The sequence below is a fragment of the Saccharomonospora saliphila YIM 90502 genome (genome assembly GCF_000383795.1).
GTDB lineage: Bacteria > Actinomycetota > Actinomycetes > Mycobacteriales > Pseudonocardiaceae > Saccharomonospora > Saccharomonospora saliphila.
Map to the genome: position 1 here is coordinate 46,075 of NZ_KB912600.1, position 10,661 is coordinate 56,735.

The 10,661-nt window shown below is 70.5% G+C and carries 10 protein-coding genes; 7 read left to right on the plus strand and 3 right to left on the minus strand.

The features are described from left to right. From SACSA_RS20905 to pdhA, 3 genes are all read right to left on the minus strand, one after another. A partial coding sequence (locus SACSA_RS20905) for a biotin/lipoyl-containing protein (protein ID WP_048876286.1) occupies positions 1-325 on the minus strand: 325 nt, incomplete at its 3' end. A gap of 9 nt (positions 326-334) precedes the next feature. Continuing rightward, positions 335-1,360, minus strand: a complete 1,026-nt coding sequence (locus tag SACSA_RS0100845; protein ID WP_019812736.1) for an alpha-ketoacid dehydrogenase subunit beta — start codon at positions 1,358-1,360, stop codon at positions 335-337. After that, positions 1,360-2,571, minus strand: a complete 1,212-nt coding sequence (pdhA, locus tag SACSA_RS0100850) for a pyruvate dehydrogenase (acetyl-transferring) E1 component subunit alpha (protein WP_028661404.1) — start codon at positions 2,569-2,571, stop codon at positions 1,360-1,362. The genes SACSA_RS0100845 and pdhA overlap by 1 nt, the downstream gene beginning before the upstream one ends. Before the next feature lie 335 nt (positions 2,572-2,906). Between pdhA and SACSA_RS0100855 the strand changes: the two genes are divergently transcribed. The 7 genes from SACSA_RS0100855 to SACSA_RS25530 form a co-directional block, all read left to right on the plus strand. Beyond that, entirely contained in the window at positions 2,907-4,364 is a 1,458-nt protein-coding gene (locus tag SACSA_RS0100855; RefSeq protein ID WP_048876287.1) for a M20/M25/M40 family metallo-hydrolase, read from the plus strand. Positions 4,365-4,615: 251 nt separating this feature from the next. Further along, a complete protein-coding gene (locus SACSA_RS0100860; protein WP_019812742.1) occupies positions 4,616-5,434 on the plus strand; it encodes a transporter substrate-binding domain-containing protein in 819 nt (272 codons plus the stop codon). Positions 5,435-5,512: 78 nt separating this feature from the next. Next, positions 5,513-6,322, plus strand: a complete 810-nt coding sequence (locus tag SACSA_RS0100865) for an amino acid ABC transporter permease (RefSeq protein ID WP_019812744.1) — start codon at positions 5,513-5,515, stop codon at positions 6,320-6,322. After that, positions 6,322-7,107, plus strand: a complete 786-nt coding sequence (locus SACSA_RS0100870; protein WP_019812746.1) for an amino acid ABC transporter ATP-binding protein — start codon at positions 6,322-6,324, stop codon at positions 7,105-7,107. Before SACSA_RS0100865 ends, SACSA_RS0100870 begins: the two co-directional genes overlap by 1 nt. 152 nt (positions 7,108-7,259) lie before the next feature. Beyond that, positions 7,260-9,626 (plus strand): hypothetical protein, encoded by a 2,367-nt coding sequence (locus tag SACSA_RS0100875; RefSeq protein WP_028661406.1) that lies wholly within the window; start codon positions 7,260-7,262, stop codon positions 9,624-9,626. A gap of 99 nt (positions 9,627-9,725) precedes the next feature. Then, positions 9,726-9,914 carry a hypothetical protein gene (locus tag SACSA_RS0100880; protein WP_019812750.1) on the plus strand — a complete coding sequence of 63 codons (189 nt, stop codon included), beginning with the start codon at positions 9,726-9,728 and terminating at the stop codon, positions 9,912-9,914. 123 nt (positions 9,915-10,037) lie between these two features. After that, on the plus strand, positions 10,038-10,661 hold a 624-nt coding region (locus SACSA_RS25530; protein WP_232212795.1), incomplete at its 3' end, for a thioredoxin-like domain-containing protein.

A 10,661-nucleotide genomic window follows, 5' to 3' on the forward strand; every position in this document is an offset into this window, starting at 1 on the left:
CGGGCGCCTGCGTCTCGGCGGCCGACCCGTTCGACGCGGCGCCGTTGGTCGCCGGCGCCGGGCTCGTCGCCGTGCCGCCCGGGTCCACGTCCACGGTGAGGATCGGCGCTCCGACCTCCACCGTCTGCCCAGGCTCCACCAGCAGCTCGGTGACGACTCCGGCCCACGGGATGGGCAGCTCGACGGCCGCCTTGGCGGTTTCGACCTCCACCACGATCTGGTTGACCGACACCTCGTCGCCGGGCGAGACGCGCCAGTTCAGGATTTCGGCCTCGGTCAGCCCCTCAGCGGTGTCGGCGAGGGGAAACTGCTTGTACTCGGGCATGGTTCCCCCTCACCAGTCCAGCGCGCGGTCGACGGCATGCAGCACCCGGTCGAGGTCCGGCAGGAAGTGCTCCTCCAGCTTCGCGGGTGGGTACGGGGTGTCGAATCCGGTGACCCGCAGTACGGGTGCCTCCAGCGAGTAGAAGCACTCCTGCTGCACCCGCGCGGCGATCTCCGCGGTGACCGACGACTCCGACGGCGCCTCACTCACCGCGATCAGCCGCCCGGTCCGGCGCACCGACTCGAACACCGGCGCGAGGTCGAGCGGCGAGACGCTACGCAGGTCGATGACCTCCAGCGACGTGCCCTCCTCGGCCGCCGCCGTCGCCGCGTCGAGGCACACCGGGACGGACGGCCCGTACGCCACGAGCGTGGCGGCCGTGCCCGTGCGCAGGGTGCGCGAGGCGAACAGCGGTTCGGGGGTGGCCGTGGTGTCCACCGGCTGCTTGAGCGCACCCGAGTGGTACAGCTTCTTCGGCTCGAAGAACAGCACGGGGTCGTCGCAGCGGATGGCCTGCTGGATCATCCAGTAGGCATCGACCGGGTTCGAACACGACACGACCTTGAGCCCCGCGACGTGTGCGAACAGCGACTCCGGCGACTCGGAGTGGTGCTCGACGGCACCGATCCCGCCGCCGTACGGCACACGGATCACCACGGGCACCTTCACCCCGCCCTGCGTGCGGTAATGCAGCTTGGCGAGCTGGCTGACGATCTGGTCGAAGCCGGGGAAGATGAAACCCTCGAACTGGATCTCACACACCGGCCGGAAACCGCGCACGGCCAGGCCGATGGCGGTGCCGACGATGCCGGACTCGGCCAGCGGCGTGTCCAGCACGCGGTGTTCGCCGAAGTCCTTCTGCAGACCGTCGGTGATGCGGAAGACACCGCCGAGCTTGCCGACGTCCTCGCCCATCACCAGGACCTTGTCATCGGCCTCCATCGCCGCGCGCAGGCCGAAGTTGAGTGCCTTGCCGATCGTCAGCTTCTGCACGGCCTGCTCCGTGGAAGGGACGGACTGCACCGGGGCCGCCATCACCGCTCACCTCCGTCCGCGAACCCGCCGAGGTAGGCCAGGTACTCCTCGCGCTGTGCCTCCAGCGCGGGGGACGGCTCGTCGTAGACGGCGGAGAAGATCCGCTCGGGTGGCGGGTCGGGCATCGAGAAGCAGAAGTCGCGCAGCTCGGCGGCGAACCGGTCGGCCTCCGCGTCGACCTCGTCGAAGAACTCCTGGTCGGCGGCGCCGGTGCGCGCGAGGTGCACCCGTACTCGCTCGATCGGGTCCTTGTGTTTCCACACCTCCAGCTCGTCGGTGAGCCGGTAGCGGGTCGGGTCGTCGGTCGTGGTGTGCGCGTCCATCCGGTAGGTGAACGCCTCGATCAGCACGGGCCCGTTGCCCCGGCGGCACTCGTCGAGTGCCCAGCGGGTCACGGCGAGACAGCCGAGCACGTCGTTGCCGTCGACACGGATGCCGGGGAAACCGTAGCCGCGCGCACGCTGGTACAGCGGCAGCCGGGACTGCCGCTCGGTGGGCTCGGAGATGGCCCACTGGTTGTTCTGGCAGAAGAACACCAGCGGCGCGTCGTACACCGAGGCCCAGACGAATCCCTCGTGCACGTCGCCCTGGCTGGTCGCGCCGTCGCCGAAGTAGCAGATCGTGGCTTCGGCGTCGTCGTCGTCACCGACCTTGCCCTCGAACTTCTGCCCCATCGCGTAGCCCGCGGCGTTGAGGACCTGGTTGCCGATCACGATCGTGTACGGGTGGAACCGGTGCCGGTCGAAGTCCCAGGCACTGTGGTCGACGCACCGGAACACGCCGAGCAGTTCCCGGAAGTCCACTCCGCGCGCGTAGGCCACGCCGTGCTCGCGGTAGCTGGGGAAGGCCATGTCCCGGGGCCGCAGCGCCCGGCCGGAGCCGATCTGGGCGGCCTCCTGGCCGAGCAGTGGCACCCAGATGCCGAGCTGGCCCTGCCGCTGCATGGCGTTGGACTCGCGGTCGGCGCGCCGGACCAGCACCATGTCCCGGTACAGGCCCCGCAACGCCTCGGCGTCGACGTCGGCGACGTACGGGTCGAAACGGGAAGAGGGCAGACGCTCGCCCTCGGGGGTGAGCAGCTGGGTGAGTTCGGGCCCGCCCTCGGTTGTCGCTCGCAATCCGGCAATCACCTGTTCGGGGGACGGTTGTGCCGCGGTCGCGGCGGGTCCGGCGTCAGGTCCCGGGCGCGTCCACTGTTCTGGGGACGACATGCGCATCTCCTTGGTGTCGTGCCGCGCGGCCGCTTGTGGCGACCACCGCGACGCGCCGCCGGCCACCGGGGCGCATCGGGTCTCCAGCGCTCGGTGTCCGTCGGCGGTGACGGTTCACGCCGTCATCCTGGCACGAACACCGGCCTCATGGAGAGATCCGTATGTCGATTCGTTGCCCCGGCGGTGGCCCTGATCAGCGAAAACGCTTGGATGGTCGACCATGCAACCGCCGAAAGTCGGTCCGGCGATCAACGGCTGACCTCCGTCGGTGACCGGAGCCGCCCGCGCGGGGACGATCCGTGACCGGCCCCGTGTATTGACCGGTCAAAAGAGTGATGTGCGTCACGTTACGGCAGGGGTGGCACGATGGGGCCGTGGAAACCGCAACCGTGAGAAACGCCGTCCGGCGGATCTGGGCGGACGACGTCCTGCCCAGCCTGTCCGAGCTCGTGGCGATCCCCGCGCTCTCGCCCGCCTTCGATCCCGCGTGGGCCGAATCCGGGCACCTGGACGCCGCCGTCGATCATGTGCGCGCGTGGCTTCGAGCCCGGGAGATCCCCGGCGCGGAGGTCGACGTCGTGCGCCTGCCCGGACGCAGTCCCGTGCTGCTGCTCGACGTGCCCGCGAGCGCCGGTGCCGGAGACCGCGGCACCGTTCTGATGTACGGGCACCTGGACAAACAGCCGCCCGTCGGTGGCTGGTCGGACGGGCTCGGGCCGTGGACACCGGTGGTGCGCGACGGGCGGCTCTACGGCCGTGGCTCGGCCGACGACGGCTACGCCGGTTACGCGGCCACCGCCGCGCTGGAGGCCGTGCGCGAGGCCGGGGGCGAGCACGCGCGCACGGTCGTGCTGCTGGAGACGGGAGAGGAATCGGGCAGCCCGGACCTGCCCGCCTACCTCGACCACCTCGCCGAACGGCTGGGCGCGGTCTCGCTGGTGGTCTGCCTCGACTCGGGCGGCAACGACTACGACCGGCTGTGGCTGACCACGAGCCTGCGCGGGCTGGCCCAGGTTCGGGTCACCGCGCGGGTGCTGGACTCCGCGCAGCACTCCGGGCTGGCCAGCGGGGTGGTTCCGAGTTCCTTCCGCGTGCTGCGCGGGTTGCTCGACCGCATCGAGGACAGCGCGACCGGCACCGTCCGGCTCGCGGAGTGCCAGGTCGAGATCCCGGCGAACCGCGTCGCGGAGGCACGGGCCAGCGCCGAGGCCGCGCCCGGGGCCGTCGCGGGCGCGTTCCCCTTGCACGGCTCCACGCGCCCGGTCGCCGAGGACGAGGTGGAGCTGCTGCTCAACAACAGTTGGCGGCCGACACTGTCGGTGATCGGTGCCTCCGGGATGCCCGAGCCCGCCGAGGCGGGCAACGTCCTGCGCGCGGCCACCACCCTCGCACTGAGCTTCCGCCTGCCCCCGACCGCCGACTCGGCCGCGGCACTGGCCGCGATCGAGAAGACGCTGACCACGGACGTCCAGCACGGTGCGACGGTCGAGATCACCGGCACCGAGCACGCCGACGGCTGGAACGCGCCGGAGCTGGCCGGGTGGCTGGAGGGCGCGCTGGAGCGCGTCAGCGACGAGGTGTTCGGCAATCCGTGGCGCGCGGTCGGCCTCGGCGGGTCGATCCCGTTCATGGGATTGCTCGGCGAGAAGTACCCGGAGGCGCAGTTCCTGGTCACCGGTGCCCTCGGCCCGGACTCCAACGCGCACGTTCCGGACGAGTGGCTGCACCTCGACCAGGCACGGCGCGTCACCGAGGCGATCGCACGGGTGCTCGACGCACACGCGGCCGGGTGACACCGTCGGGCGGCGGCCCGCTGGGGGCCGTCGTGCGCTGGGCGGCGTCCGCGGCGGTGTCGGCGTCCGGTGACCGGTCGGTGCCAGCCCGGAAGGTCCGCCGGTAGCGGCCCCGGGTGACCGTTCGTGCGGCGTGCCGCGGACGCCAGGACCGTCGAAACGGGTCCGTAACGTACCGGGTGCTGCGTTCTAGCACATCCAGGTGGCAGGATACGTTGACTACCCAGCTTTAGTTACTAGGAGTGAGCACTGTGGCGCGTCGACTCAGGAGAGCGCTCATCCTGCTGCCCGCGTTCGCTCTCGCCGTCACCACGGCGAGCTGCGCGGAGGAGATCAATACCGGCGGTGACACCCAGGCCGGGGACGAGATCTCGTTGATCAACGAGGGCAAGCTGACGACCTGCACCCACCTGCCGTACGAGCCGTTCCAGTACACCGAGAACGGCGAGACGGTCGGTTTCGACGTCGACCTTGTCGATCTCGTGGCCGAGGATCTGGGCGTGGAGCAGGAAATCTTCGACACCTCGTTCGAGGGGATCGAGTCCGGCGCCGCGTTCGAGAGCGGTCAGTGTGACGTGGCCGCCGCCGCCATGACCATCACCGAGACCCGCGAGAAGGTGATGGACTTCTCGGACGGCTATTTCGACGCGAACCAGGCGCTGCTGGTCAAGAAGGACTCCGGCATCACCGGGCTTTCCGACCTCGACGGCAAGGTGCTGGGCGTGCAGCTCGGCACGACGGGTGAGGAGTACGCCGAGGAGCACAAGGACGAGCACGGCTACACCCTCAAGCAGTACGAGGACCTCGGCCTGCTCCAGACCGCGGTGAAGACGAACCAGGTCGCGGCCGGCATCAACGACAACTCGGTCTTCTACGACTACGCCAACGCCAACGACGACGTCGAGATCACCACGGAGTTCGAGACCGGCGAGGAGTACGGCATCGCCGTGCGCACGGGCAACGGCGCGCTGCTCTCGAAGATCAATGAGGTGCTCGCGGCGGCCAAGAACGACGGCCGCTACGACGAGATCTACGAGAAGTGGTTCGGGACCAAGCCCGAGAGCAAGTAGCCGCCCGGCTCACGCGTCCGCCCGGCCGCACACCCCCGCGGCCGGGCGGACGCGTGAGCCTCGCCCCAGGAGATTTCCATGACGATGTCGCCGCGCAAGCGTGCGCGGATGTTCCGCGGTGTCCAGTACGCGCTGCTCGTGCTCGTGGCACTCCTGCTCGTCCTGCTCGCGGACTGGGGCACGGTCGTCGACAGCTTCTTCAACGTGGAGGCCGCTCGGGCACAGCTACCCGAGATCGTCACCACCGCGCTGGTCAACACGGTGATCTATACCGCGCTCGGCTTCGGGCTCGGTCTCGCGGCCGGGTTCGTGCTGGCGCTGATGAAACTGTCGTCGGTCGGTCCCTACCGCTGGCTCGCGACCGTCTACATCGAGTTCTTCCGCGGTGTCCCGGCACTGCTGGTGTTCATCGCGCTGGGTTTCGGAGTGCCGCTCGCCTTCGAGATCCGGTTCGACGTGTACTCCACCGCCGCGATCGCGCTCGGCCTCGTGGGGTCCGCCTACATCGCCGAGACGCTCAGGGCGGGCATCCAGGCCGTACCGCCCGGCCAGGTCGAGGCGGCCCGGTCACTGGGCATGTCACAGTCACGGGCGACGTTCACGGTGGTCATTCCCCAGGCGTTCCGCATCGTGCTGCCGCCGCTGACCAACGAGCTGATCCTGCTGACGAAGGACTCCTCGCTGATCTACCTGCTCGGGTTGATGCGCGATGAGTACGAGCTGGCGAAGTTCGGCCGGGAAGGGCTGAACGCCACCGGGTCGCTGACCCCGATCCTGCTGGCCGGGCTGTGTTATCTGATCATCACGGTGCCGCTGGGCTACCTGTCGCGCTCGCTGGAGCGCCGCAGCGGGCGCAAGGCGGAGAAGGGCCTGGAGGTGACGGCCTGATGGGAGAGACGCCCACGTATGGCGTGCCTACCGGCGATGCCATCGTCAGCGTGTCCGGTCTGCACAAGTCGTTCGGCCGGGTTCAGGTGCTCAAGGGCATCGACATGCGCGTCCGGCGGGGCGAGGTGGTGTGCGTCATCGGCCCGTCCGGCTCCGGCAAGTCGACCCTGCTGCGCTGCGTGAACCTGTTGGAGGAACCGAACTCCGGCACCGTCGTGGTGAACGGCTACGAGCTGACCGACCCGGACGTCGAGATCGACAAGGCGCGCCGGTCGATCGGGATGGTGTTCCAGGGTTTCAACCTGTTCGGGCACATGTCCGTGCTGGACAACCTGACCGTCGCACAGCGCAAGGTCCTGCGGCGGGACAAGGCCGAGGCCGAGCGCATCGCCCGTGACAACCTCGCCAAGGTCGGCCTTTCGGAGAAGGCCGCGGCCATGCCCGACCAGCTCTCGGGCGGGCAGCAGCAACGGGTGGCCATCGCCAGGGCCTTGTCGATGGACCCGGCCGTGATGCTGTTCGACGAGCCCACCTCGGCGCTCGACCCCGAACTGGTCGGTGACGTGCTCTCGGTGATGCGCCAGTTGGCCGAGGAGGGCATGACCATGCTCGTGGTGACCCACGAGATGCAGTTCGCCCGTGAGGTGGCCGACACGGTGCTGTTCATGGACGACGGAGCCGTGGTGGAGCAGGGCCCGCCCGCGCGGGTGATCGGTGCTCCGAGCCACGAGCGCACGCGCACGTTCCTCTCTCGGGTGCTCAACCCCGTGCACGCCGACGAGTAGCGCACCCGCCGAGGGAACCGGTGGCCGCGCGTCACCGTCCGACCCTGCGGTGTAGCGGACACGCCGGTACCGCCCGTCGACCCTCGCGGTCGCCGCCGGTACCGGCGGCCCGCCGCGCACGGGTGAGACGGGCGCACGGAGGTGGCGAGGCGATGCCGGGTATGCGACGACGTCCCGCGCGGGAGTCCGGGAACCTCGACGACGGGCACGAGTCCGAGCAGGGGACGGGCACAGGGGCGTTCGACCCGTTCGACCCGCAACCGGACTCCCGGTACGAGCTGCCCGCAGCGGAGCTGCGCGCCGAGGCCGAGTCCGGGCCGAGCGGCCTGCTGCGCTGGCGCAGGCAGACCACCAGCGCGCCCATCGTGGAGGTCAAGGACCGCTACATCACCGGGCGGCTTGACCTGCGCGCGGCCGAGCTGGGCGTGCTGTTCCGGTTCGAGCGCTGCCGGTTCGAGTACTCCCCCGACGTCCGCGAGGCCACGCTGCTCGGCCTGTCGTTCCGGCGCTGCTGGCTGCCGGGCCTGAAGGCGCGCAACTTCCGCAGCCGCAACGATGTCCGGCTGATCCGCTGCGTCGTCGAGGTGGACCGGGACACCGACGACACCGAGACCACGGTCCGCAGCGCGACGGGACTGGAACGCGGGGTGCCCGACGCGGCGGTGAACCTCACCGACGCGGTCATCGAGGGCTCGGTCGTGCTCACCCGCACGCGGGTCACGCACCCGCGCGGGAAGGCGTTGCAGGGAGACCGGTTGGTCATCACCGGGGCACTGCTGGCCTACCGGCTCCGCGCGGACGGCGAGGTGCGCCTTCCCGGCCTGCGCACGGGCGGCAACGTCAACTTCTCCGGCGCAGCGCTGAGCAACCCGGACGGGTTCGCCCTGAACGGGAACGGGCTGCACGTGGGCGGCAGCCTCCTCTGCGAGGTGGACACCTACGGCACCCCGGCCGAGCGGCGGGCGTTCAGCGCGAACGGCATGGTCTTCGTGCCCAGCCTGCGCGTGGCGGGCGATCTCGTGTTCCGCGGCGCGCGGCTGAAGGTCGACCTCGACGGTGAGGTCGTGGTCGACGCCTGGAAAACCGGTGACTGGTACGTCGACCCGCACCCCGCGCTGATCGCCGACCGGATGCGGGTCGAGGGCAACGTCGAGGTGAGCGACCACTCGACGATCACCGGCACGTTGCGCATGGTCAACGCCTACGTCGGTGGGTCGATGCGGCTGGCGAGCACGTCGGTCACCGTGCGCAGGGACATGAACCCGCCCTACAACGACCGCGCGATCCACCTCGACGGCAGCGAGATCCACGGCGACCTCGACGGCAACGGCCTGCGCACCTCGGGGCAGTTCCGGTTCGCCGACGTCCGCGTGCGCGGAAACCTGTTCGTGCGGTCCGGGACGTTCGACCATGCCCGGCGCGACGTCGTCTCCGCCCGCCGCAGCGAGGTGTCCGGCAATGTGATGCTGGTGCAGTGCACCGCACGCGGCACCCTGCGGCTCCAGGGCATGACCGTCGGCGGCAGCATCGATCTCAGCGGCCTCGACGCGTCGGAACCCGAGCGCGAGGCGCCCCGGAGCTGGGCCGTCGACCTGCGCTCGGTGCGGGTGGCTCGCAGCCTGGTACTCGACGCCGATCGCGGGCGTACGTTCCGCGCCCGCGGCGGGGTCACCCTGGACGGCGCGGTCGTCAGCCGTAGCGTCAGCATCGACGGCGCCGAGCTGCTCGCGGGCGATACCGACAAGCTGGCGCTCGACGCGAGCGACGCCAGCGCGGACGAGTTCGCGCTGACCCCGGGTATCCCCCCGCACGGGCGCGTGTCGTTGCGCAACGCCCACTGCGGCACCCTCACCGACAACGCCGCGTTGTGGCAGGCGGACGGCCATCTCGAACTGGACGGTTTCCGTTACGACGCGCTGGACGAGCCGATCGGCCTGCGGGACGACGCGGCCGTGCTGCGACGGCTGCGCCGCGTGCACGACGCGTTGGACGGCTACCGTCCCGGCCCGTACGACCAGCTGGCCACGATGCTGCGCGCGAGCGGAAACGAGGAGCACGCCGACACGGTGCTGCTGGCCAAGCAGCAGTATCGGTACGAGTCGCTGGCGCGCGGCTACAGGGTGTTCGGGTTCGGTGTCCGGGTGTGGAGCTGGTTGCAGCGGTGGATGGTCGGCTATGGCTACAGGCCGGTGCGCGCTCTCGCTTGGTTGTTCATGCTGCTGCTCGCCGGAAGCCTGTGGTTCGGGCTGGGCACCGACGACTGCGTGACCGACACCGAGCGGTTCACGGCGTCAGGGCCCCGGTGCGTGGTCAACGCCGACGACACCGGGCTTGAATGGAACCCCGTCTTCTACACCGTCGACCTGCTGGTGCCGATCGCCGACTTCGGCAACAAGGGGCGCTGGCACATGGACGGCGCGGACAAGTGGGTTTCGGCCGGGTTCACCGCGATGGGCTGGGTGCTGGCGACCACGGTCGCCGCCGGTGTCACGCGCACCCTGCGGCGCACCACGGCCTGACCGGGTGCCGGGCACGGTATCGCCCGGCGTGGTAACGGGCTGACGGCGCGTGACGATGACTCCGGTGTTCCCGCCCCCGATCCCAGGGTCAGGCCACTCATGCGACTCGCATCCTCGCTCGCCGTCGCGGTGCTGCTCATCGGCTCGGCGGCGGCCTGCGCGGACAGGGAACCGCGCTCGTCCGCGCCGACGATGTGGCGTGCGCCGGCCTCGGCGCCCCAGACCGCCACGACTCCCATGGTCACGCTGACCGAACCGGCCGGTGGTCCCACCCGCACCGGTGAGTGAGCGCCGCCGCGTCCCCCCGGGCCGTGTGGTGCCCGGCGCGGTCGCGCCCGGATGCGGGCACGGGAGGTGTAGGTCTCGCGTGTCGTGGGAAGCGCGGCGGAGGCGGTCGTGTTCACTACGGGTGTGAGTGCTGCGAATACGCGACCCCACGTGCGCGCGCCCGAGTTGACCGGTGACACCTGGTTCAACACCGGTGGCCGACCGCTGACGCTGGCCGCCCTGCGCGGGCGGATCGTCCTGCTCGACTTCTGGACCTCCGGCTGTGTGAACTGCCTGCACGTGCTCGACGAACTGCGTCCCCTGGAACGGGACTTCGCCGACGTGCTCGTCACGATCGGCGTCCACTCCCCGAAGTTCGCCCGCGAGGGCGAGGCGGAGTCCGTGGCCGCCGCCGTCGCCCGCTACGGCGTGGACCATCCCGTCGTGAGCGACCCGGAGATGGCGCTGTGGCAGCAGTACGCGGTCAAGGCCTGGCCCACCCTCGTCGTCGTCGATCCGGAGGGCTACATCGCCCATGTCGCCGCCGGTGAGGGGCACGCCGACGCCCTGCGGCGTGTGCTCACCGACCTGGTGACCACTCATGACGCCAAGGGCACCCTCCGGCGCGCGAGCCACACCGATGGCCGTCCCGCCACGGCGGCCGACACCGAGGCAGGCGGCGGCGCGAACCCTGACGGCGACACGAGCCTCGACGGCGGCGCGAACTCTGACGGTGGCGCGAGTCCCGACGGCGACGCGCGCACCGGC

What these genes read in the sequence shown, in the direction of transcription:
- SACSA_RS0100845 (WP_019812736.1), bottom strand. Translation starts at nt 1,360, where the DNA reads ATGGCGGCCCCGGTGCAGTCCGTCCCTTCCACGGAGCAGGCCGTGCAG.
- pdhA (WP_028661404.1), bottom strand. Translation starts at nt 2,571, where the DNA reads ATGTCGTCCCCAGAACAGTGGACGCGCCCGGGACCTGACGCCGGACCC.
- SACSA_RS0100855 (WP_048876287.1), top strand. Translation starts at nt 2,907, where the DNA reads ATGTGCGTCACGTTACGGCAGGGGTGGCACGATGGGGCCGTGGAAACC.
- SACSA_RS0100865 (WP_019812744.1), top strand. Translation starts at nt 5,513, where the DNA reads ATGACGATGTCGCCGCGCAAGCGTGCGCGGATGTTCCGCGGTGTCCAG.
- SACSA_RS0100870 (WP_019812746.1), top strand. Translation starts at nt 6,322, where the DNA reads ATGGGAGAGACGCCCACGTATGGCGTGCCTACCGGCGATGCCATCGTC.
- SACSA_RS0100875 (WP_028661406.1), top strand. Translation starts at nt 7,260, where the DNA reads ATGCCGGGTATGCGACGACGTCCCGCGCGGGAGTCCGGGAACCTCGAC.
- SACSA_RS0100880 (WP_019812750.1), top strand. Translation starts at nt 9,726, where the DNA reads ATGCGACTCGCATCCTCGCTCGCCGTCGCGGTGCTGCTCATCGGCTCG.